We start from the raw sequence: 21,770 nt of genomic DNA on the forward strand, positions 1-21,770 counted from the left end.
TGGCTCATTGTGAGAGGATCGGGGATTTCCAGATGCGTTTGCTTGGTATTGTCGGACTGTGTTTGTTGCTTTCGGCGTGTTTTAGCACTGGTAATTCGGCACCACGTGCGTCCGGCCCGATGCCAAGTGACACCGTCCAGACCCTTGCCAGTGTCAATCTGCCGTCCTCACGCCTGAACAGTTTCGCCCCGACCAACAAGTTCCTGCAATGCGTGCCCTATGCCCGCGAAGTATCCGGTATCGAGATTTATGGCGATGCCTGGACATGGTGGGCGCAGGCCGGGCAGAAGAACTTCCAGCGCGGTAACCGCCCGCAAATCGGTGCCGTTCTTGCGCTTCGCAAGACATCGCGCCTGAAACTGGGCCACGTAGCCGTGGTTTCAGCCATCCTTGATAGCCGCAAGATCCTTGTAAACCATGCCAATTGGGGCAGCGATTCGCGCACCCGTGGCAAGGTGCATTATCGCCAGCCGGTTGTTGATGTATCCCCCAACAATGACTGGTCCGAAGTGCGGATGATGAACACGCTTGGCACATTCGGCAGCATGTATCCAGCCCACGGCTTTATCTATCAGCCGCGCGAGACTGCCGAGGCGAACTAAGCCAATGCACCTTCGGCGCGCCGCTGGCGCCAAAAACTCTCCCGACATCACGAAAGAAAAGTGGCGAAGCCCCCACGGATAGAGAGCTTCGCCAATTAAACCCGTGCGGGCGGCACGGGTTCGGGGGTTGAACCCTACAAGGCTTGCCGAAAACGCCTTTCTGGCAGAACAGGATCACGGTGCGAGGCGATTTCGAGCATCCGTTTCGATACTGATTACCAGCATGGCAGGCAATCACTGATCCCTTCTGGCACGCCTTGAATCCAAATTATCTATAAAATGACGTTCTCTATGATAATTACGCCGGGATCGAGTGCCGAAATCAACTGCAAAATCGACGGGAAGGTGCGATTTATCACTGAATCTACGTCCATATAATCTAATAATTTGATTTTAAACAATAAATATTATCTATAAAATTTTGGCGTGAGCACGATAGGGATGGCCGTGACGAGCATCTTCTGTGCGTGTCGTCCTGAATCGGCGCATTCGCGCGTCGTTCCGTCCCTTTGGGGCCGGAAACCAGGTAGGCACGGAGAAAATTTGATCTCGGGGAAGTGTCGTCAGGCAGGGGTGTGCGGGCGTACTGTTTTGCCGGATTTATTGCCGATCCATTTCACATGCCGCGCAAGGGTGGCGGCAGCAACATCAATCTGATTGCTTCTGAGCGCGGCAAGGATCGCGCGGTGGTCCTGATCGGTCGGGGCTTCCCATTCCATGCGAAAGCCCGAAAATAAAAATCGTGCACTGGCGGCATGCAGATCATCAATCGTCGCAAGCAAGCGCGGCATGCCGCAAGGTTCCAGGATGACACGGTGAAACGCCCTGTTGGCCTGTTCCCAGCCATGGACATCAGTGGCATTTTCGCCTGCGCGGTTATGGGCCTCTGCCACATCAAGGATTTCAGGTGTCAAATGCGGGGCAGCTTGGCGAAGTGCCAGAACTTCGAGGGACGCCCGCATTTCGGCGACTTCGCGTACCTCGGCAACATCAAAGCTGGCAACCCGGACACCACGCCTTGGTTCACTGACCGCAAGGCCTTGCGCCTCCAGCCGACGAAACGCTTCACGCACCGGAACGTGACTTGCGCCAAATTCCTCGGCAAAGTGGTCCTGACGCAGTTTCATGCCCGGTGCGAATTCGCCCGAAACGATCCGTTCCGCCAGCGCCCGGGTAATGCGACCCGCGACCGTGGTGTCTGTGGTGCTCTTTGCCATGTTTTATAGATAATTTGTGACACCTGATTTGTCGACCTGATTGATGTGCAACAATGTTATGCGCTGCAATATACTCTAGAAACATTGCAGTTCCCCACATTGCCAATAGCGGCACAGAGGGTGTCATCATGATGGAACAGACTGCCAAACGCGATAACCCCCAGATTGACCCGTCCCTGCTTGAGACAGATCCGAAAACCGGGCTTGGACAGGACGAGGTAGGCCGGCGGACTGAGAAGTTCGGCGAAAATCGCCTGAAGGATGATCAAACCAGCGCGCTTAAAAAGCTTCTATCGTTCTTTTGGGGGCCGATCCCGTGGATGATCGAAGTTGCCGCCATCCTTTCGGCTGTGGTTCAGCATTGGTCGGACTTTGCGATTATCATCGTGATGCTTTTGCTCAATGCCGGAGTCGGCTTCTGGCAGGAATTCAAGGCGGACAACGCCATTGCTGCGCTCAAACAGCGCCTTGCGCCGGATGCACGCGTGTTGCGCGATGGTGCTTGGTCGGATCTTCCGGCCCGTGAACTGGTGCCGGGTGACATTATCCGCATCAAGCTTGGCGATATCATTCCCGCCGATGCCAAACTGTTGGCGGGCGACTATTTGCGGGTTGATCAGTCGGCGCTGACCGGTGAGTCGCTGGCGATTGATAAGAAAATCGGGGACGAGGTCTTTTCCGGCGCCATCGCGCGTCAGGGGCAGATGACCGCAATGGTCACGGCGACCGGCATGGCGACCTATCTTGGCCGGACGGCAAGTCTGGTCAAAGGTGCCGGCAAACAATCGCATTTTCAGCGCGCGGTTCTGCGTATTGGCAATTTCCTGATCCTGATCACGCTGGGCCTGATTGCGTTGATCATGACCGTGGCCCTGCATCGTGGTGATCCGTTGATGGAAACCTTGCTGTTTGCCTTGATCCTGGCGGTGGCGGCGATTCCGGTGGCCTTGCCAGCTGTTCTTTCGGTGACACTGGCGGTCGGGGCCGAAAAACTGGCGCGGATGAAGGCGATTGTATCAAGGCTCGTCTCAATCGAGGAACTGGCCGGGATGGATATCCTGTGTTCTGACAAGACCGGGACTTTGACGCAAAACCATTTAACCGTCGGAACCCCGGTCCTGATTGATGCCAAGGATGAAAGCGATCTGATCCGTACTGCCGCACTGGCATCAGAGGCCGACAGCCACGACCCGATTGATAGCGCGGTCTTTGCGATCCTTGGCAATCGCGCAAAGCTTGATGGCTACGATATCACCAGTTTCCGGCAGTTTGATCCGATACGCAAACGGGCCGAGGCGGATGTTGCGCATGATGGCCAGACCATCATGGTTGCCAAGGGGGCGCCGCAGGCGGTTCTGGCTTTGCTGTGTGAGGACGAGATATCGGATATCGAAAGTGTCGCGGCTTACCGTGCGGTGATGGATGCGATCAAAACCATGGCAGAGCACGGATACCGTGCGCTTGGTGTTGCCCGAACTGACCAAGACGGCAATTGGCAGTTTCTGGGGTTGCTGCCGCTGTTTGATCCGCCGCGTGAAGACGCGGCATCAACCATTGCGGAACTGCGCAACAAGGGTGTTGATATCCGGATGATCACCGGCGATCACGAGGCGATTGGCCGAGAAGTCGCCGGCCAGCTTGGATTGGGACAAAACATCCTGCCCGCCGATGCGGTGTTTGATCGCAACAATCAGGCACTTGATCAGGTAATGATCGAGCAGGCAGATGGTTTTGCACGCGTCTTTCCTGAACATAAATACGCGATTGTTCGCCAGTTTCAGGATCGCGGCCATATTGTTGGCATGACCGGCGACGGGGTGAATGATGCCCCGGCCCTGAAACAGGCCGATATTGGCATTGCGGTTTCAAATGCCACCGATGCGGCGCGTGCGGCGGCCGATCTTGTTCTGACTGCGCCGGGCATTTCGGTGATTACCAGCGCAATTGAAGAATCACGGCGTATTTTCGAACGCATGGGCAGCTACGCCACTTTCCGGATTTCCGAGACGATCCGGGTTTTGTTGTTCATGACGATTTCAATTCTGGTGTTTGATTTCTATCCGGTTACGGCGGTGATGATCGTGTTGCTGGCGTTGCTCAATGACTTCCCGATCATGATGATTGCTTACGACAATGCCGAGGTTGCCGAACACCCGGTGCGATGGAATATGGGCAATACGCTCACCATGGCATCCCTGTTGGGGGCTATCGGGGTGACATCATCCTTTGCCTTGCTTTGGGTGTCGGAAACCTGGCTGCATTTGCCACCGGAAGAAGTCCAGACACTGGTGTTCCTCAAACTTCTGGTGGCGGGGCATCTGACGATTTATCTGACCCGGCACAAAGGGTTCTTCTGGCAGAAACCCTATCCCAGCATGAAGCTGTTTCTGGCAACCGAGATCACCCAGATCATTGGCACGCTGGCGGCTATTTATGGCTGGTTTGTGCCACCGATTGGCTGGTATCACGCGCTGGTGGTTTGGGGATATGCGCTGTGCTGGTTTGTGGTGGCGGGCTGCATCAAGGTTTGGGTCTATCGGCTTTTAACCCACCGCCATCACAGTCATCACAGCCATCTGGCCCGGGTTGAAGGATCGCTTCATCGCCACCGATAAGATCACGGCATCAGTAAACAAAAAGCCGGACCATTTATTCGGCCCGGCTTTGGGTGTTGGTGTTTATCGTGCTTATTCTGCGGCGATATCGCAATGTTCGTCGGGCATATCGGCAAAGGCATCGCGAAGCGCATTCGACCAAGCGTCAGATAGTGCGCGGAAGCCCCTGTCTTCGGCCTCGATACGGCGGATCTCAGAAAATTTGCAAGCATCATCAGGCAAAACAGCCAGATCAAGCGGCATACCAACTGACAGGTTGGAGCGCAGCGTTGAATCCATCGACAGCAATACCGCTTTGACCCCGTCCTGGATCGGCGTATCGGGCGTGATCACACGATCAAGGATCGGCTTGCCGTATTTGTGTTCGCCAATCTGAAGGTATGGCGTATCGGATGTGGCTTCGATGAAATTACCCGCGGCATAGACCAGAAACAGACGTTGGTCGCCGCCCTTGCGCTGACCGCCAATCATGATCGAGGCAGCGCTGCTTTCATGATGCTGTTCAAGAGTGTCGTGGTATTTCAGCTGTACCTTCTGCATGGCTTCGCCAACCAGTTCGGCGACGCGGAACATGCTTGGTGCGCTCAGGATGCAGTTGCCCGGCTCGGTTTCGGGATCGTCGATGGCCTCGTGCAAGGTGCTCATCACCGCTTGGGTAATGGCAAGGTTTCCGGCTGAAAGTGCGACAATCGCGCGTTCCCCGGGGACTTCCCAGGTGAACATTTTGCGATAACGTGAAATGTTATCAAGGCCCGCATTGGTCCGCGTGTCCGAAAGGAAAACCAACCCTTCGTTCAGCATCAACCCGACACAGTAGGTCATCTTTTTGTAGTCCGACTATTGTTGTGACTGCGCAATGACGACTGTTACATCCAAATCTTCGTTTCCGCCACCAGTATGTACGCCCCGGATCGGGGTGGCGACCTGACCATCAAGTCCTGATCCAAGCCGGATATAACTATCCGTCGGACAGCACTTGTTGGCCGGATCAAACCCGACCCAGCCGAACTCTGGCAGATGCAACTCCGCCCATGCATGGGATGCCTCATGCGGTTTGCCTTCATGATCGGCAAACAGATATCCCGATACATAGCGGGCCGGAATGCCAAGATGGCGTGCCGCCGAGATCAGAACGTGGGCATGATCCTGGCAAACACCTTTACCATCAGCAATCGCATCGGCAGCCGTTGTGTGCACATGGGTTGTACCCGGCGCATATTCAATGGCATCGGCGACCGCCGCGGCAAGACCGTGCGCAAGTTCCAACACCGTGCCGTCTTTGTTTTTCTTTGCGACCTTGTCGGCAAGCTTGCGAATGGCGGCACTGGATTTGGTCATGGGCGTCGTGCGCAGGAATACGGCCGGAAAGGCGCGTTCCTTGTGGCCGCGCAAAACGCCTGCGGTATCAGTGGTTTCGACCTCGCCGGTGACGACGATTTCAATCGCCTCGACCGGACCGTTTGACGTCAGGGTGCTGATGATATCACCGTTGCCATCGGTAAATTCCGCACCGATGTTACAGCCTTCGGCTGTGATCGACCATCTCAGGATCTTTTGGCCTTCGAATTCGGCAGGCGTCAGTTTGAGGCTCTGCACGGCGTGATAGGCTGGATACTCATAGCGGTAATGGGTCTTGTGTTCCACGGTCAAGCGCATCTTACTGCCCCCCGAAATGATATGCGTCAGCAATGGCAAGCGACAGGATACGGTTGCGTCCCTGGAAGTCGGTCAGGAATTCGTGCAACCCGCCTGAGAAGATCTCGTCCATGTCACTTTGCGTCAGCAATGAATACATCTCGACCGCTTGGCGATGAACGCTGTGGCGTTGACCATAGTGGCGGGCAAGCCTTTCAAGATGCTGGGTAATCTGTTCGGAACAATGCGCAAGTGATCGCGGACTGAAGGGATTAAGGATCAGGAAATGCGCGATGCGATGTGGTGAATAATCATCACGATAGACCCAGTGGAACGCGCGGAGCGACGATGCCGCACGCAAAACCGTTGTCCATTGATAGTTATCGACACCATCGCCGACCATGCTGGTTTCCGGCAGAAGGACATAATATTTGACGTCCAGAAGCCGTGCGGTGTTGTCCGCGCGTTCGATAAAGGTGCCAAGACGGATAAAGTCATAACCGTCATTGCGCAAAATCGTGGAATCGGTGGCCCCCCTGAATAGCGCGCCCTGTTTTTTGACCCAGTCGATGAATTCCGGCAACTCGTTCTTCGCCAGATTGTGCATCGACGGGCGCCGCAGTTCCATCAGGGCATTATTCAGCGCCTCCCACATTTCTGCGGTAATGGCGGTACGCATGGCGCGTGCATTGGCGCGCGCATACTCAAAGCAATTGATGATCGATGAGTGGTTGTCGCGGTTAAAGATCAGGAAATTGGCGACCTCTTCCTGGCGTAGCGGCGCATCGGGATCATATCCCGCGGCACATCCGGATGCAGAAAGGACCGATTCCCATTCCGACCGGTTACCGCTTGCCGCGGCCGGCATCAGGGCCATGCGATAGCCCATTTCCATCAGGCGGGCCATGTTTTCGGCCCTCTCAACATATCTCGACAACCAGAAAAGGTTTTCGGCGGTACGACTAAGCATCTCTCAACCCTTTCCTTTTAATCGCTCATGATCCAGGTGTCCTTGACCCCGCCGCCCTGCGACGAGTTCACGACAAGTGAGCCTTCCCGCAGCGCCACACGGGTCAAACCGCCCGGTGTCAGGCGCACATCATCTCCAACAAGGCAGAAGGGCCGGAAATCGACATGACGCGGCGCAACGCCGCTTTCAACGAAGGTCGGGCAGGCTGAAAGCGACAGGGTCGGTTGGGCGATGAAATCACCGGGATCGGCTTCGATCCGTTTGGCGTAGGCCGCCTGTTCTTCCTTGGTCGATGCCGGACCGACCAGCATGCCATAGCCACCTGACCCGTGGACTTCCTTGACCACCAGCTCACCCAGATGTTCGAGAACGTATTTCAGATCATCCGGCTTGCCGCATTTCCATGTAGGTACGTTATTAAGGATCGGCTCCTGCCCAAGATAGAAACGGATCATATCCGGCACATAGGTATAAACCGCCTTGTCATCAGCAACACCGGCACCCGGTGCCGAACAGATTGCCACCCCGCCGGACCGATAGACATTCATAAGCCCCGGAATGCCCAGAACCGAGTCCGGTCTGAAGCACAGCGGATCGATATAGGCGTCATCAATGCGGCGATAAATCACATCAACCTGGGCCGGCCCGCGTGTGGTGCGCATAAAGACCCGGTCTTCATGAACAAACAAATCCTGACCTTCGACCAGTTCGACACCCATCTGATCGGCAAGGAAGGAATGTTCATAATAGGCACTGTTCATTGCACCCGGCGTCAGGACGACGATATTGGGGTCGCGGTCGCATTTGCGCGGTGCGATGCTTTTAAGCGTTTTCAGCAACATGTCCGGATAGCTTTCGACCGGCTCAATCCGAAGGCTTTTGAACAGATCGGGGAACATGCGCATCATGATTTCGCGGTTCTCAAGCATGTAGGACACGCCAGATGGCGTGCGGCAGTTGTCTTCGAGAACATAAAAATCGTCAGGACCGGTGCGCACGATATCGACACCGACAATGTGGCTATAGACATTGCGCGGTGGATCAATGCCGATTACGGCCGGTTCGAACGCATCGTTGCGAAACACCAGATCGGCCGGGACGATACCGGCCTTGATGATTTCGGCATTATGGTAAACGTCATAAAGAAACGCGTTCAGGGCCCGGGCACGCTGTTTGACGCCACGATCAAGTTTGCGCCATTCCTGTGATGTAAAGATACGGGGAATCAGATCAAAGGGAATAAGCCGCTCGGGATCTCCGCCCTCGCCGTAAACAGCAAATGTAATGCCGATTTTGCGGAACAGCGTTTCAGCTTCAAGGCGCTTTTGTTCGAGAACCTCGGGGCCGCTTGCTTCCATCCAGTCAACCAAGGCGCGATAAGGTTCGCGAATTTGGTCGTCAACACTCATCTCGTTGAACATGCATTCTCCCCTTTATTTCCCTTTGATTAAAGGGTGCCGGGCAGGGGGCGGTCAAGGATGTTCACAGTTGAAATGACATATTTTTCAGCAAATTGCTGTTCTGCCGAAAAAATAAACTTGCTGATCAGAGGGTTTGTACAAAAAACGGGCGGACATGAAGTCCGCCCGATCAGATCATACTTTTGCCGGGCGCAGAACATGCGTGTGATCAGCGGCATAAAGTCTAGAGTCGGTAAAATCTTTCCGACCGAAAACCTCACCGACCATGATCAGTGCCGTGCGCGTGATGCCACTGCCTTTGACCTTGGCCCGGATATCGCCGAGGGTGCCAAAAATGAATTGCTGGTCGGGCCAGGTCACGCGATAGGCAATCACAACCGGGCAGTCTTCGCCGTAATGCGGGGTCAGATCACGTACTACATTGGCCAGATTGTTAATCGACAGATGCACCGCCAGCGTCGCACGCGATTTGCCAAGTTCCGCGAGGCTCTCGCCGTCTGGCATGCCGGACGACCGCATGGCGGTTCGGGTCAGGATCACGGTCTGTGAAATATCGGGCAGGGTCAGTTCCGCGCCAATTTCCGCAGCCGTCGCGGCATAGGCCGACACGCCCGGCGTGATGTCATAGGGAATGCCCAAATCATCCAGACGGCGGATCTGTTCGGCAATTGCGCCATAGATTGACGGATCACCGGAATGCACGCGGGCAACATCCTGTCCCTTGGCGTGGGCGGCTTCGATTTCGGCCATGATTTCATCAAGGTTCATGGGCGCTGTATCGACCACATGTGCGCCTTCGGGGGCCGCAGTCACGATTTCTTCGGGCACCAGCGATCCGGCATAAAGGCAGACCGGGCATTTTTCGATCAGGCGCAGGCCGCGCACGGTGATCAGGTCCGGGGCGCCGGGACCGGCGCCAATAAAATGAACAGTCATTATTCTGCCCCGCCTTTCTTGGAAGTGTCGTTTTTGGAAGTGTCAGTGCTGCTGTGAAAAGATGTGCTCAGAACTGGGGCCTTTGCCGCATCCGGGCCCTTTTTGGCGTAGCCGCGAGGGGTATAAACCCATTCGTTTTCGCCGCGGGTAATATGGCGGCTGTTGCTGGATCCGACCAGAACCGTGGTCAGCATATCGACCATGTCGACTTCTAGTTTCGAAAGTGGAACGACTGTGATTTCCTCATCCGGTCGACCAAGTTGACGACCCAGAACCACCGGTGTGTCTTCGTTGCGGTGTTCAAGCAGGATATCACGCGCTTTGGCCAAAAGATCGCGGCGGCGTTTGGAAACCGGGTTATAGAACGCAATCACGAAATCACCTTCGGCCGCGGATTTCAGGCGGCGCAGGATGTCTTCGCGCGGTGTCAAAAGGTCAGAAAGCGAAATCGCACAGAAATCATGGCCCAGTGGCGCGCCGATGCGTGATGCCGCCGCCTGAAGCGCGGAAATACCAGGTGATACCTGAACCGCGACCCGGTTCCAATCCGCGCGATCTTCACGATCCAACAACTCAAACACCAGCGTTGCCAGCGCGTAGATGCCGGCATCCCCTGACCCGATAAGTGCAACGTCCTTTCCGGTCGCGGCCAGTTCAAGCGCGTGGCGCGCACGGGCTTCTTCGGCGCCAAGATCGGAATGATGGCAATCCTTGCCGTCAATCAGCGGGCCAAGCAGATCAAGATACATCTGATAGCCAACGATATCGGTTGCGCGACCGATCAGGGCGGTGGCCTCCGGGCTGCGCCAGCCGATCTGGCCCGGACCGATGCCAACAATCGAAAGCCTGCCCTGCGCAGTGCCGACTTTCTCGGGGATGATGTCATCTTGTGACAGGGCGACGGCGCAGGTGGACTTCTTGGTTTTGTGTTTGGGAACAATCAGCTTGCCGTTCGGACCGACCGTCGCCAGTGCCGCACCTTCAGCGACACCATGGCAGCCGGTTTCAGCAAACACGACGTCTGATGGTGTTACCAGACGGTCTGCCTCGGCCTCAAGGGTTTGGGCATCAAAGAACCGGGCCGGAACGCCCAGACGTTGGGCCAGCTCATGGACTGCGGCCTCATCGGCCTTCAGATCGATCGAGGTGACACAGGCAATGGCCTTCGGGCTCAGGCACTGACCAGCCAGTGTTTCCATCACCAGATCATACAGATCATCGGCCGGGCAGCCGCGCTCACAGCCGACACCAAGTGCCAGGACAGGCGGGTGATAGGTGATTGCGGTTTCGGCCCCATCGCTGATCGCATCTTCATTGGCACCTTCGCGCGCGGTGGCGGTGATCAGGATGCTACCATCCTCGGACTGGGCAATAGCACTATTGGTCAACCACGCGGCCGAGCCTGCCTCAACCTCAATCCGGGCAGAGGCACCAGCCAAAAGGGCCGCAGTAGCGGGTTTGACCGTTTCGGGCGTGCCAAGCGTCCAGCCAACTGGCGGCTCATCAAGCGCAAGACCCAGCATCGCATCGCCCGGCGTGGTGATGGCGGCATTGCCCCCAAGACGATCAACCAGATCGCGCGCCAGTCGGTTCCCGCCATGATGCCCCCCCAAAAGCGGGATGAAGTTATCACCGGCTTCATCAACGGCAAGCACGGCGGCGTCCTGCCATTTACCCGCCAAAAGCGGTGCGAGTGCGCGGATCAGAATGCCTGATGCACAGACGCCAATGATGACGTGATCGGATGAAAAGGTTTGTTGCAGATGCGCAATAGTGTCATCGAAGGCGACATCAACATCCTTGACCGAAACGCGGGTGCGCAGGCCATGCACCGATGCACCCTGCAGGCTGGATGCAATTTTACGTGCGGTCGGAAGGGCGCGCTGTGTCAGGCAGATGACCGCAATCGGGGCAATTGGTGCGGTCGGCAATGCGGTTTTATTCTGGGTGTTCCGGGCGGTCATCGCCATGCGTCTCCGCGACGGTGGATCAGGATCATGGAAAAATACGGTGCCTTGGCGTCGGCGGGCAGTTCGCCCAGCGGGACCATTTTTTGGGTTTCAAGCGTGGCGCGTTCGATATAACGCGCCCGGTCTGTCAGGCCGAGTTCGTTGATCACACCGCGAACCTTGGCGAAATGACGACCAAGCTTGATGATGGCGGCCGCATCGGTTTTGGCCAGCTGTTCGCGCAGGCGGTCGGCATCAAGCGGTCCCGGGATGACTTGCAACACGTCGTTTTTCGCGGCCAGTGGTGCGCCAAGCTGGGCGGCACAGGCCATCATAGAACTGACACCGGGAACGGTTTTGACCGGGTGGCCGGCCTCGGCCAAACGGCCAAAAAGATACATGAAGCTGCCGTAAAAGAACGGGTCACCCTCGCACAGAACTGCAACGGTTTTGCCATCTGCCAGATGCTTGCCGATTTCGATGGCAGCCGCGTCATAGATCGGATCGGCCGGCTTGCCCATTTCGATGCGAATGGCGATTTCAATCCGGCCTTCGGGGATGTGTGGATCAACGATCTGACGCGCCAGGCTGACGCCGTCTTCAAGCGCGGGATACGCGATCACATCGGCCTTTTGCAGGATGTTATAGGCCTTAAGCGTGATCAGATCAGGCTCGCCCGGTCCAATGCCAAGACCATAGGCCGTTCCGGCAACCGGAAGGTTATCGCTTGCGGGAAATTCCGCACTCATGCTTTTACTCCGAGGTAATGGGTGACCGGGGCGAGGTTGCTCCAGCCCTTGAAGCTGCCGCGTGGCACCAGTCGTGAAATCGACAGGCGCGACAAGCTGCCACCGTTTTTATTGTAAAACCGTAATAATTTTTCTTCGCCTTCAAGCGTCACCGTGTTGGCGACCAGTCGCCCGTGCGGCGGCAACAGATCCCAGCAGCTTTCAAGCAACCCATCAATCGTGATGCCCCCGCCGATGAAAATCGCATCGGGCCTGGGCAGGCGATCGGCGAAACTCAGTGCTTCTTCAATGGATTTCTGTTCAATCGCAAGGGTCGGAACGCCAAGGCGAATGGCGTTCTTCTTGATCATCGCGCAGCGTTCGCCGTCGCGTTCAATCGCAACAGCCAGCCCGCCCATGCGTTTCCATTCAATCGAAATCGACCCGCACCCGGCCCCCAGATCCCACAAAACACCGCCATCAAACGGCGCCAGCGACGCCAGCGTCTGGGCGCGGATTTCCGATTTGGTGATCATGCCATCATGGATAAAGGCATCATCAGGCAGTCCCGGTCCCTTGGGCAGCGGTGTCGCTTTGGGCCCGGCTTCAAGATCGATCATGATCAGATTAAGCGGATCGACCGATTTGATATCGGGCATCGAGGTGGCGGTTGATTGCCAGGTGCGCGCGGTTTGTGTGGTAATGCGCTCTTCCGGGCCGCCAAGCCGCTCGCAAACCGACATGCGGCTTTGATCAAAACCTGCCTCGCACAGCATGACGGCGACAAGGGCCGGGGTCGAGCCATCAGCACTTAGTGCGATCAGTTTGCCATGCGGGCGCAGATGGGCACGCAATGTTTCCGGATCGCGGCCATGCAGCGTAATCACATCACACTCGGCCAGTGGCCAGCCGAGCCTGGAGGCGGCCAGAGAAATGCTTGATGGCGCCGGGATTGCATATATTGGTTCGGGTCCGAAATATTTAATCAGCGTGTTGCCAACCCCAAAATACATCGGATCGCCGCTGGCCAGCACGACCGGGTTCTGATCAAGGCAATCTTCGATCAGCGGCAGGTTGGCTTCAAACGGTGTGATCCATTTGTTCTGGGTTGCGGTGTTGGAGCCGGGCAGCATGGCGATATGGCGTGTACCGCCAAAAATGACGCTGGCATTTTCAAGGATGCTGCGCGCCATTGGTGAAAGGCCTTCATAGCCATCTTCGCCAATGCCAATAACCGTGATCCGTCCCTTGATCGGTGCCTGTTCGTTCATGATGCACCCCCGGATTTGCGGTCAAAGGTTCCATCGGGTGTCGTTTCATCTTCGCGCGCCAGACGCGCCAAGGCATTGATAGTGGCGGCTGCTACCGCACTGCCGCCAAATCGACCGCGCAGCGTGACAAAGGGAATGCCATTGGCATGTTCAATCAACGCATCCTTGCTTTCAGTTGCCCCAACAAAGCCGACCGGCATGCCGACAATGGCTGCTGGTTTATTCAACCGTCCGTCATGGATCGCTTCAAGCAAATGGAAAAGGGCGGTTGGCGCATTGCCGATGGCAATTATTGCGCCTTCGATATGATCTGCCCAGGCTTCAACTGCGGCGGCTGATCGCGTGGTTTCCATTCGGGCGGCAAGATCGTGCGTATTGCCATCATTGAGCGTGCAAAGAACCGGGTTCTGACTGGGCAGAAGCCGGGAAATGATGCCATGACGCACCATTTCCGCATCACACAGGATTGGTTTTCCGCGACTTAATGCCGCTGTGGCAGCATTCACCACATTACCGCCAAAGGCGATCTGATCGGCCATTTCGACCATGCCGCAGGCATGAATGATACGAATGGCAACCGGCCGCTCAGCGTCTGAAAAGCGCGCAAGGTTCGCCTCGGCCTCAATGGTGGCAAAGCTTTTGGCATAGATTTCCTGCGGGTCACGCAGATAGTCAAACATTGCCGCGCCTTTCAGAGGATGGGGGTCGACCGGTCAGGAACCGGTCGATTTCTTCGCGTCGTCGTGATCATGGGAATGGCTGTGCCCGTGATCATGGCTGTGGCCATGGCTATGACCGTGATCATGGTTGTGGTGATGCCCGTGGCCGTGACCATGGTGGTGATGGCCATGATCATGGCTGTGTCCATCGGTGCCAATGCCCATCACATGGTGATGGTGACCGACCTGTGGGGTGCCGACATCGCCTTCATAGCCAATGATCTGCTCACGATACTTGCAAAGCTGGCAGTTCATATTGTTGTCGCCGGTATCAATTTCGGTCAGACGTTCGGCAAAGCTTTCAAGAACCATCGGGTGGTCCTTTAGGTAACCTGCCTTGATGAATTCAACGTCACCAAATTCCGCCGCGACTTCATCAGTATGGCTATAGATGCGGTCAATCAGAATGCCGGCAAACAGGAAATACGGGAAGACGACAACACGCTTGTATCCCAGTTTCATCGCTTCGCGCAGGCCCGCATTGACGCGCGGATGGGCAACACCGGAATAGCTGATTTCGGTACGGCCAAAGCCCATGCCTTCCTGAAGCATACGGGCAACCTTATAGACATTGGAATTGGCGTCCGGGTCATTGGTGCCGCGCCCGACCACCATCAACAGGGTGTCTTTGCGATCTACGCTGTCATCAGCACCTGCAAGGGCTTCTTCGATACGTTCCTTTGCCGCCATCAAAAGCTTGGGATCAATGGCAAGATCGCGACCGAAAAGCACTTCAATATCTGGATTTTCATGGGCGAAATTGTTCACTTCGCTCGGCAGGTCGTTTTTGACGTGACCGGCGGCAAACAGCATACCTGGAAGGGCGTAGATTTTCTTGTGGCCCATGGCTTTGAGCTTTTCAAAACCATCACGCAGGATCGGGTGGGCAAATTCGAGAAAGCCGCTTTCGACATCGTAGTCGGCCAGATGGGTCTGTTTCATAGCTTCAACCATGGCGTTGAACTGTGAAACCGCGCGTTCGTCGCGCGAACCATGACCGCAAATCATTACTGCGCCTTTGGGGGACATAAAAGGCTGCTCCTTTGTCTCTCTTTGATGGTGTTCTTCACATGACATTGTTGCCATGCGGTACCCGATGCCACCCCCGTTTTCACCGATTGGCTTGCGGAATGCAAGCGGCAGCTACGCCAACAGGGTGCACAAGGGGCTTGGGTGATGAAAATACTACTTATTGTGGGCCGGTTATGGTCTGGTATCGAATATGTTGTGGGCGGGCTCTGTCCTTCGGTTCTGGCGGGTGATCAGGTTGCGGTGTTTTGCGTTACGCACTGCCGGGCAAACAGGATTGACCAACATAAGTTATGATAAAATATAAATTCGTATGAAATTTCTTTATCAAAGCGAAAACCCGATGGCAAATTGTGCGGTATCAATTTGGTTCGCGCATTCACCATGTCATTCTGATTGACGGGTTGGCGATCACCGCGCACATTGCCGCGATGGAACCGACATTCACCGATTTTCTGATCCCGGAACCTGCGTTTTTCGGGCCGCTTTTTTCAATGCTGGTGCTGGCACTGCTGCTGGATGCGGTGTTTGGTGACTTCCCGTGGCTGTTTAGCCGGATCGGGCACCCGGTGGTGTGGATTGGCAATCTGATTGCGTGGTTCGAAAAGCGCCTGAACCGCACAGATCGCAGTAACCCGGACCGCCTTTTGCGCGGTGCTATGACCAGTCTGATGGTGATTGTGGTCGCCGCGGCTTTCGGTGGTGCTGTGCAGTTTGTCTCATCACTTGGCGACGTTTTCAGAGCGCCCGAAGTCCTTTTGGTGGCGGTTCTGATTGCTCAAAAAGGCCTTTATCAACACGTAAAGGCCGTTTCAAACGCGCTTAAGAAAGAGGGCATCGCTGGTGGCCGCAAGGCAGTTTCGATGATCGTCGGGCGCAACCCCGAAACGCTTGATGAAGCAGGCGTCAGCCGGGCAGCCATCGAAAGCTGTGCTGAAAACTTTTCTGACGGGGTGGTCGCCCCACTGTTCTGGTATGTAGTTGGCGGGCCGATTGGCATTTGTGCCTACAAGGCGATCAACACACTTGATTCGATGATTGGTCATCGCAACGAACGCTATCTTTATTTCGGCAGGTTCGCCGCGCGACTTGACGATGTGGCGAACTTTATCCCCGCACGGATTGCTGGCGGTGTGATTTGCCTTGCCGCCGTAATCGGTAAGAAAACAAGTGGCAAAGCTGCCTGGCAGACCATGGTGTCGGATGCGAAAAAGCACAAATCGCCCAATGCCGGTTGGCAGGAAGCAGCCTTCGCTGGCGCGCTTGAAATCGCCCTTGCCGGGCCGCGCCAGTATGGCAGTGAAATGGTTGATGATCCTTATATTGGCAACGGTCGTTCCGATCTGACCGCTGTTGATATCGACCGCGCGCTGAGACTTTTCACGACCTCATGCCTGATCAATGCGGCATGGCCGATTGTTCTTAAAGTTCTTTGGGTCGGGCTATGAGTGCCGGGCAGCGTGCCAATGATATTCCGTTGGGCTGCGAGTTCCTTGAAGGCATCCTGCAAAACCGCGCCAACCAAATCATTCTCGACCGGTTTTCAGCCTTCGGGATCAAAGACTGGTGGCTGACCGCCGGATGCCTTGCGCAGACGATCTGGAACATCAAGGCCAATCAAGCCCCGGGTTCCGAAATTGCCGATTATGATCTTTTTTATTTCGATCCCGATACGTCATGGCAGGCGGAAGATCATGTGATTGCCCAAGGCACTGAACTGCTTGCCGATATCCCGGTTTCCGTTGAAATCCGCAATCAGGCGCGTGTGCCGATCTGGTATCCGGAAAAATTCGGTGTGCCCTACGGTACTGTGACTGCTGCCAGTGATGGCATTGACCGCTTTGCCTATCAGACAACTGCCATTGGCGTGCGCAAGGATGCGGGCAAAGACGGTATCGATGCCTATCGCATATATGCGCCGTTTGGCCTTGCTGCTGTCATGGAAGGTCGGGTGATCCCGAACACGGTTTTGCCGGTAAAAACGGTCTATGAGACCAAGGTTGCCCGGTGGCAAACAATCTGGCCGGATCTGATCATCTCACCGTGGCCAGAAGAGTGCGATTTGGGGCAGAACGATTAATCGTTGCCCTTGTTCATCCGGGCGATGGTCGATGTGGTGGAAAAGCCATCTTCAAGATTGGCCAGAACCACCTTGCCGCCATAGCCATGGACAATTTCGGCCCCGACTACCTTGTCGATGGTGTAATCCGCACCCTTGACCAGAATGTCCGGTTTGATCGCCTTGATCAGTTCAATCGGGGTGTCTTCGCCAAAAATCACCACACCACTGACGGTTTCAAGCGATCCTAACACGGCTGCACGTGCGGCCTCGGACTGGACCGGGCGGGCTTCGCCCTTAAGGCGTTTGACAGACGCATCGGAATTCAGCCCGACAATCAGGCGGTCGCAATTTGCCCGTGCCTGTTTGAGCAGGCTGAGGTGGCCCGGATGCAACAGATCAAAACAGCCATTGGTAAAACCGACAGTGTATCCCTTACGCCGCCAGCGTTCTGCGCGATCGACCATGCGATCAAGCGGCATCAGTTTGGCCTCACCGATCATCAGATCATGATGATGCAAGGTGGAAATCAGTTCGTCTGGATAAACAACTGCCGTGCCGATCTTGCCAACCACGATCCCGGCGGCAACATTGGCAATGCGTGCAGCGTCAGCTAGGCTGGATCCCGCTGCAACGGCGGATGCGAGGCAGGCAACGACCGTGTCACCGGCACCCGAAACGTCAAAGACTTCGCGGGCTTCGGTTGGCAGATGCAAAGCCTCGCCATCCTTGGTGACAAGCGTCATGCCATCCTGACTGCGGGTAAGTAGGATATTCTCGATACCGCATTCGCTGATGATCTTGGTCGCGGCGGCGATGGCATCTTCGTCGCTGTTTATGGCAATGCCGGTTGCTGCTTCGGCCTCTGCGCGGTTCGGCGTCACCACCGTGGCCCCACGATAGATGCTGTAATCATTGCCTTTTGGGTCGACGATGACGGGCTTTCCGGCTGCGTGTGCTGCCTTGATTGCGGCTGCAACGACATCGGCATGCAAGACACCCTTGCCATAGTCAGACAGAATGATCGCTGCAACATCCCCTGCCAGCTGACCTGCGAGTGTCGAAAGATTGCTAATCGATGCTGGTGCAATGGCGCTGGTGGTTTCATTGTCAGATCGCAACAACTGCTGCCCGCCCGCGATATAGCGGGTTTTGATTGTCGTCGGGCGGTTACGCTCTGTCTGGATATAGGGCTCAACACCCTTGTCAGCGGCGACATATTCCATGACTTCGCGGCCGGGCAGATCATCGCCAACAAGCGACAGGAACTGAACCGATGCGCCAAGGGCTGTTGCGTTGCGCGTGACGTTACCAGCACCCCCAAGCATGGCGCTTTCGCGTTCAACCCGAATGACGGGAATGGGCGCCTCGGGCGAGATGCGGGTAACCGAACCATAAACAAACCGGTCAAGCATCACATCGCCAATGCAAAGGACTTTGGCATCGGTCAGTTGTTCAACCTGTCGGGCCAGATGGCTAAGATCGGTCATGGTCGCAATTCTTTGTTCTGTCTGAGTATTCAGGCGGCTTTGCAGCCCGCCGGTTATTTTTTCGTCAGGCCAAGCGTATGTTCAAGCGCACCGACCAGCATCTGGCCAATCTGGATATGCATTTCCTGGATGCGGGCGGTGGTGTTGCTCGGTACGATCATCAGTGGATCACAAAGATCAACCATGTCACCACCGGTCTTGCCAGTCCAGCCGGTCGCAATCAGGCCCATTTCCTTGGCCTTGGCCAAACCAAGATTGACGTTCTTGCTGTTGCCGGATGTCGAGATGCCAATCGCAACGTCATCCGGATTGCCAAGCGCCTCGATCTGGCGCGAAAACAGGTGATCAAACCCAAAATCGTTACCGATCGCGGTCAAGGCCGAGCTGTCGGTGGTCAGTGCAATCGCCGGAAGCGCGCGACGGTCATTGATATAGCGGACCGTGAATTCGGTTGCGATATGCTGCGCGTCCGCGGCCGACCCGCCATTGCCGAAAAACAGCAATTTATTGCCGTCGTTAAGGGCGTCGGTGCAAATCTCGACCAGTTCGATAAAGGCATCGCGGGTTGCTTCACGGGTCTTGTTGACCAGATCAAGATGCTCGTCAAACTCTGCATCGAAAAAGGCTTTGATATCCATCACGCGTCCAAATCCAAAAGAAGTCGTCGTATTAGCCGTGTTTCGCAATCAGATTGCGGAAATACTCAATTGTCGAACCGAGGCCATCTTCAAGGCTTACAGTCGGTTCCCAGCCATCAAGTGTGTTTCGGGCAAAGGTAATGTCGGGCTTGCGCTGCAACGGGTCATCGGCCGGAAGGTCTTTGAAGATCAGCTTTGATTTGGAGCCGGTCATCTCAATGACGCGCTCGGCCAACTCACGAATGGTGATCTCATATGGGTTGCCAAGGTTCATCGGCCCGGTAACCGTTTTGTCGGTTGCCATCAGGCGAACAAAACCCTCGATCAGGTCAGTATAGAAGCAGAAAGATCGGGTTTGCTGGCCGTCGCCATAAATGGTGATGTCTTCGCCATGCAGCGCCTGGATGATGAAGTTCGATACCACACGGCCGTCCTGCGGATGCATGCGTGGGCCATAGGTGTTGAAGATACGGGCGACCTTGATATCCAGACCGTGCTGGCGGTGGTAATCAAAGAAAAGCGTTTCAGCACAGCGCTTGCCTTCGTCATAACAGGCGCGCGGGCCGATCGGATTGACATTGCCGCGGTAATCTTCGGTCTGCGGATGGACTTCCGGATCACCATAAACTTCGCTGGTCGAAGCTTGGAAAATCTTGGCACCAACGCGTTTGGCGAGACCCAGCATATTGATCGCACCATGCACACTGGTTTTGGTCGTCTGGACCGGATCGTGCTGGTAATGGATCGGTGATGCCGGGCACGCAAGGTTGTAAATCTCGTCGACTTCAAGATAGAGCGGGAAGGTCACATCGTGGCGCATCAGCTCGAAATGCGGTTTATCGAGAAGATGGACAATGTTGTCCTTGGTGCCGGTGAAAAAATTGTCGACGCACAGAACGTCATTGCCTTCTTCAAGCAGGCGTTCGCACAAATGAGAACCAAGAAAACCTGCGCCACCGGTTACCAAAACGCGCTTGCGTCGCCACATATCGTCTCTGACCTTATTACTCTGATATCAAAACGGCCTGAAACTAGCAGCTTGGTTGGCGGAAAGCTACGACTTATCTTTTCTTGGACGTGTCTGAAATTCCCCAATATTCGGGTTTGGTTTCAACATGCATGAATGCTAAATACATAACCTGTTAATGCACCGGCGTTATCGTGGTTCGGGCAGATTAGCGGCTGTGATTCCGTCGAAACAATTCTCTGGTCATTGCATTTATGTCTGATAGTTCACTTCCATCGCCCGAAGCCTTCCTCGTTGACTATGTGCGGCGCCTTGAGCGGCGCAAGGACGGCGTTGGTGCGATTCATGTGCATTTTTCCAAATTGCTGCCGTTTAACCGGCGTGACCATCACATCCGCACGGCGATTACGGCGTTTGAAGAAATCGTACCGGAAGTCACCGGGCGTATTTTTACCCTGTCCAACCAGGATCTGATTTTCATCTTTGATGCCGCAGAGATGGACGAGGTGAATGCCGTCATTTTCCGGCTGAAATTCCTGTTCAACGACGATCCATTGATCAGTGATGGCAAGGATGAAAGCGGCGCGCCCGCGACCTTTACCGACTATTTCGATGTCGGGCAGCAATATAAAGAATTTCTGCATCTGACACAGTTGCTGGTGCGCGCCAACGCCAATCGACCCAAAATCGTCAGCAAGGCAGCCGAGCGCCACAATGACCATCCGGAACTCAGTGATGATCGTGCGCCGCTGACCCCGAAGATCTTGGGACGCATCGATGAATCGCTTCGGCGTGCGGATCTGTCCAACCTGATGCGGCGACAGGCGATTTGTGCCGTGGTGGGTGATGCGAACCCGACGCCGGTTTTCCATGAATTGTTCATCTCGATCAAGGATTTGCAGGACACGCTGCTGCCCGATGTCAATGTTCTCTCGAACCGCTGGCTGTTTCAGCATCTGACTGAAATTCTGGATCGGCGCATGTTGTCGCTTCTGACCCGATCGAACGATGCATCAGTGACCGGGTCAGTCAGCATCAATTTGAACGTCTCGACACTGTTGTCGCCGGACTTCCTGACGTTCGATAGTAACGTCAAGGCCGGGCAGCGCGGGACAATCGTGCTTGAGCTTCAGAAGATCGATATCTTTGCCGACCTTGGGGCATTCTTCTTTGCGCGCGACTTCTGTCGTGATCGCGGCTATCGCATCTGTATCGATGGCATCAGCTATCTGTCGCTGCCCTATATCAACCGCAACAAGCTTGGCGTTGATATGATCAAGATGCTGTGGGATCCGGAAATGGAAAACATGGATGAAGAGCATCGCGAAGCCATGCGCGCCGCTGTGGCGGAGTCCGGTGATACCCGCGTTATTTTGTGCCGTTGCGATGACGAACGCGCCATCAAGTTTGGTCATTCGATCAATATCACCATGTTCCAGGGCCGCCATGTCGAGCATCTGATGAACGAACGGACAAAAAAATAGCGCCAGATTGCTGACGCTATTGGGTGTTCACTTGTGTAAG

The 21,770-nt window shown here is 55.4% G+C and carries 19 protein-coding genes; 5 read left to right on the forward strand and 14 right to left on the reverse strand.

Annotation, left to right across the window (positions count from 1 at the left end; translation table 11 throughout):
• Nucleotides 1-32 precede the first annotated feature (32 nt).
• Entirely contained in the window at nucleotides 33-602 is a 570-nt protein-coding gene (locus TH4_RS05920; RefSeq protein ID WP_063086066.1) for a CHAP domain-containing protein, read from the forward strand.
• A gap of 563 nt (nucleotides 603-1,165) precedes the next feature.
• Here TH4_RS05920 and TH4_RS05925 read toward each other — a convergent pair.
• Nucleotides 1,166-1,819 carry a GntR family transcriptional regulator gene (locus tag TH4_RS05925; protein ID WP_064780291.1) on the reverse strand — a complete coding sequence of 218 codons (654 nt, stop codon included), beginning with the start codon at nucleotides 1,817-1,819 and terminating at the stop codon, nucleotides 1,166-1,168.
• Nucleotides 1,820-1,947: 128 nt separating this feature from the next.
• Here TH4_RS05925 and TH4_RS05930 point away from each other — a divergent pair, with 128 nt between their 5' ends.
• Nucleotides 1,948-4,434 carry a plasma-membrane proton-efflux P-type ATPase gene (locus TH4_RS05930; protein WP_245227757.1) on the forward strand — a complete coding sequence of 829 codons (2,487 nt, stop codon included), beginning with the start codon at nucleotides 1,948-1,950 and terminating at the stop codon, nucleotides 4,432-4,434.
• 72 nt (nucleotides 4,435-4,506) lie between these two features.
• Here TH4_RS05930 and TH4_RS05935 read toward each other — a convergent pair whose 3' ends face one another.
• The 10 genes from TH4_RS05935 to TH4_RS05980 all read right to left on the reverse strand — a co-directional run bounded on the left by TH4_RS05935 (nucleotide 4,507) and on the right by TH4_RS05980 (nucleotide 15,092).
• On the reverse strand, nucleotides 4,507-5,256 hold the full coding sequence (locus TH4_RS05935; protein WP_008888894.1) for a proteasome-type protease: 750 nt from the start codon (nucleotides 5,254-5,256) through the stop codon (nucleotides 4,507-4,509).
• Between the two features lie 15 nt (nucleotides 5,257-5,271).
• Nucleotides 5,272-6,090: a transglutaminase family protein gene (locus TH4_RS05940; RefSeq protein ID WP_064780293.1), complete on the reverse strand. Its 819-nt coding sequence runs from the start codon at nucleotides 6,088-6,090 to the stop codon at nucleotides 5,272-5,274.
• 1 nt (nucleotide 6,091) lies between these two features.
• Nucleotides 6,092-7,039, reverse strand: a complete 948-nt coding sequence (locus TH4_RS05945) for an alpha-E domain-containing protein (RefSeq protein WP_008888896.1) — start codon at nucleotides 7,037-7,039, stop codon at nucleotides 6,092-6,094.
• 17 nt (nucleotides 7,040-7,056) lie between these two features.
• The gene (locus TH4_RS05950; RefSeq protein ID WP_008888897.1) at nucleotides 7,057-8,460 is read right to left on the reverse strand and encodes a circularly permuted type 2 ATP-grasp protein; all 1,404 of its coding nucleotides are present in this window, start codon (nucleotides 8,458-8,460) and stop codon (nucleotides 7,057-7,059) included.
• Between the two features lie 174 nt (nucleotides 8,461-8,634).
• On the reverse strand, nucleotides 8,635-9,396 hold the full coding sequence (gene cobM / locus TH4_RS05955; RefSeq protein ID WP_064780294.1) for a precorrin-4 C(11)-methyltransferase: 762 nt from the start codon (nucleotides 9,394-9,396) through the stop codon (nucleotides 8,635-8,637).
• Nucleotides 9,396-11,360, reverse strand: coding sequence for a precorrin-3B C(17)-methyltransferase (gene cobJ / locus TH4_RS05960; protein ID WP_342418096.1), 1,965 nt, complete (start codon nucleotides 11,358-11,360; stop codon nucleotides 9,396-9,398). Before cobJ ends, cobM begins: the two co-directional genes overlap by 1 nt.
• Complete coding sequence (cobI, locus tag TH4_RS05965) at nucleotides 11,357-12,094, reverse strand: precorrin-2 C(20)-methyltransferase (RefSeq protein ID WP_064780296.1); 738 nt, start codon at nucleotides 12,092-12,094, stop codon at nucleotides 11,357-11,359. Before cobI ends, cobJ begins: the two co-directional genes overlap by 4 nt.
• Nucleotides 12,091-13,344, reverse strand: a complete 1,254-nt coding sequence (locus tag TH4_RS05970; RefSeq protein WP_064780297.1) for a bifunctional cobalt-precorrin-7 (C(5))-methyltransferase/cobalt-precorrin-6B (C(15))-methyltransferase — start codon at nucleotides 13,342-13,344, stop codon at nucleotides 12,091-12,093. The genes cobI and TH4_RS05970 overlap by 4 nt, the downstream gene beginning before the upstream one ends.
• The gene (locus TH4_RS05975; protein ID WP_064780298.1) at nucleotides 13,341-14,024 is read right to left on the reverse strand and encodes a precorrin-8X methylmutase; all 684 of its coding nucleotides are present in this window, start codon (nucleotides 14,022-14,024) and stop codon (nucleotides 13,341-13,343) included. Before TH4_RS05975 ends, TH4_RS05970 begins: the two co-directional genes overlap by 4 nt.
• 33 nt (nucleotides 14,025-14,057) lie before the next feature.
• Nucleotides 14,058-15,092, reverse strand: coding sequence for a sirohydrochlorin chelatase (locus TH4_RS05980; protein WP_064780299.1), 1,035 nt, complete (start codon nucleotides 15,090-15,092; stop codon nucleotides 14,058-14,060).
• 353 nt (nucleotides 15,093-15,445) lie between these two features.
• Between TH4_RS05980 and cbiB the strand changes: the two genes are divergently transcribed.
• Together cbiB and TH4_RS05990 are read left to right on the forward strand one after the other, a co-directional pair.
• Nucleotides 15,446-16,540, forward strand: coding sequence for an adenosylcobinamide-phosphate synthase CbiB (gene cbiB / locus TH4_RS05985; RefSeq protein ID WP_245227759.1), 1,095 nt, complete (start codon nucleotides 15,446-15,448; stop codon nucleotides 16,538-16,540).
• The gene (locus TH4_RS05990; protein WP_064780300.1) at nucleotides 16,537-17,172 is read left to right on the forward strand and encodes a nucleotidyltransferase family protein; all 636 of its coding nucleotides are present in this window, start codon (nucleotides 16,537-16,539) and stop codon (nucleotides 17,170-17,172) included. Before cbiB ends, TH4_RS05990 begins: the two co-directional genes overlap by 4 nt.
• On the opposite strand, the gene rfaE1 is transcribed toward TH4_RS05990, so the two are convergent.
• The 3 genes from rfaE1 to TH4_RS06005 are packed head-to-tail and all read right to left on the reverse strand — an operon-like array spanning nucleotide 17,169 to nucleotide 20,267.
• Nucleotides 17,169-18,641, reverse strand: a complete 1,473-nt coding sequence (gene rfaE1, locus TH4_RS05995) for a D-glycero-beta-D-manno-heptose-7-phosphate kinase (RefSeq protein WP_064780301.1) — start codon at nucleotides 18,639-18,641, stop codon at nucleotides 17,169-17,171. The genes TH4_RS05990 and rfaE1 overlap by 4 nt on opposite strands.
• A gap of 53 nt (nucleotides 18,642-18,694) precedes the next feature.
• Nucleotides 18,695-19,279: a D-sedoheptulose 7-phosphate isomerase gene (locus tag TH4_RS06000; protein WP_064780302.1), complete on the reverse strand. Its 585-nt coding sequence runs from the start codon at nucleotides 19,277-19,279 to the stop codon at nucleotides 18,695-18,697.
• 31 nt (nucleotides 19,280-19,310) lie between these two features.
• Nucleotides 19,311-20,267: a UDP-glucuronic acid decarboxylase family protein gene (locus TH4_RS06005; protein ID WP_064780303.1), complete on the reverse strand. Its 957-nt coding sequence runs from the start codon at nucleotides 20,265-20,267 to the stop codon at nucleotides 19,311-19,313.
• Nucleotides 20,268-20,500: 233 nt separating this feature from the next.
• Between TH4_RS06005 and TH4_RS06010 the strand changes: the two genes are divergently transcribed.
• Complete coding sequence (locus TH4_RS06010; protein ID WP_008888909.1) at nucleotides 20,501-21,730, forward strand: EAL domain-containing protein; 1,230 nt, start codon at nucleotides 20,501-20,503, stop codon at nucleotides 21,728-21,730.
• Nucleotides 21,731-21,770: the final 40 nt, after the last annotated feature.

Origin of the sequence: Thalassospira tepidiphila MCCC 1A03514 (assembly GCF_001662875.1) — a bacterium.
GTDB classification, from domain to species: Bacteria; Pseudomonadota; Alphaproteobacteria; order Rhodospirillales; family Thalassospiraceae; genus Thalassospira; species Thalassospira tepidiphila.

Excerpts from the sequence above, each read along its gene's own strand:
- TH4_RS05920 (WP_063086066.1), top strand. The coding sequence starts at position 33 with ATGCGTTTGCTTGGTATTGTCGGACTGTGTTTGTTGCTTTCGGCGTGT.
- TH4_RS05925 (WP_064780291.1), bottom strand. The coding sequence starts at position 1,819 with ATGGCAAAGAGCACCACAGACACCACGGTCGCGGGTCGCATTACCCGG.
- TH4_RS05930 (WP_245227757.1), top strand. The coding sequence starts at position 1,948 with ATGATGGAACAGACTGCCAAACGCGATAACCCCCAGATTGACCCGTCC.
- TH4_RS05935 (WP_008888894.1), bottom strand. The coding sequence starts at position 5,256 with ATGACCTACTGTGTCGGGTTGATGCTGAACGAAGGGTTGGTTTTCCTT.
- TH4_RS05940 (WP_064780293.1), bottom strand. The coding sequence starts at position 6,090 with ATGCGCTTGACCGTGGAACACAAGACCCATTACCGCTATGAGTATCCA.
- TH4_RS05945 (WP_008888896.1), bottom strand. The coding sequence starts at position 7,039 with ATGCTTAGTCGTACCGCCGAAAACCTTTTCTGGTTGTCGAGATATGTT.
- TH4_RS05950 (WP_008888897.1), bottom strand. The coding sequence starts at position 8,460 with ATGTTCAACGAGATGAGTGTTGACGACCAAATTCGCGAACCTTATCGC.
- cobM (WP_064780294.1), bottom strand. The coding sequence starts at position 9,396 with ATGACTGTTCATTTTATTGGCGCCGGTCCCGGCGCCCCGGACCTGATC.
- cobJ (WP_342418096.1), bottom strand. The coding sequence starts at position 11,360 with ATGACCGCCCGGAACACCCAGAATAAAACCGCATTGCCGACCGCACCA.
- cobI (WP_064780296.1), bottom strand. The coding sequence starts at position 12,094 with ATGAGTGCGGAATTTCCCGCAAGCGATAACCTTCCGGTTGCCGGAACG.
- TH4_RS05970 (WP_064780297.1), bottom strand. The coding sequence starts at position 13,344 with ATGAACGAACAGGCACCGATCAAGGGACGGATCACGGTTATTGGCATT.
- TH4_RS05975 (WP_064780298.1), bottom strand. The coding sequence starts at position 14,024 with ATGTTTGACTATCTGCGTGACCCGCAGGAAATCTATGCCAAAAGCTTT.
- TH4_RS05980 (WP_064780299.1), bottom strand. The coding sequence starts at position 15,092 with ATGTCCCCCAAAGGCGCAGTAATGATTTGCGGTCATGGTTCGCGCGAC.
- TH4_RS05990 (WP_064780300.1), top strand. The coding sequence starts at position 16,537 with ATGAGTGCCGGGCAGCGTGCCAATGATATTCCGTTGGGCTGCGAGTTC.
- rfaE1 (WP_064780301.1), bottom strand. The coding sequence starts at position 18,641 with ATGACCGATCTTAGCCATCTGGCCCGACAGGTTGAACAACTGACCGAT.
- TH4_RS06000 (WP_064780302.1), bottom strand. The coding sequence starts at position 19,279 with ATGGATATCAAAGCCTTTTTCGATGCAGAGTTTGACGAGCATCTTGAT.
- TH4_RS06005 (WP_064780303.1), bottom strand. The coding sequence starts at position 20,267 with ATGTGGCGACGCAAGCGCGTTTTGGTAACCGGTGGCGCAGGTTTTCTT.
- TH4_RS06010 (WP_008888909.1), top strand. The coding sequence starts at position 20,501 with ATGTCTGATAGTTCACTTCCATCGCCCGAAGCCTTCCTCGTTGACTAT.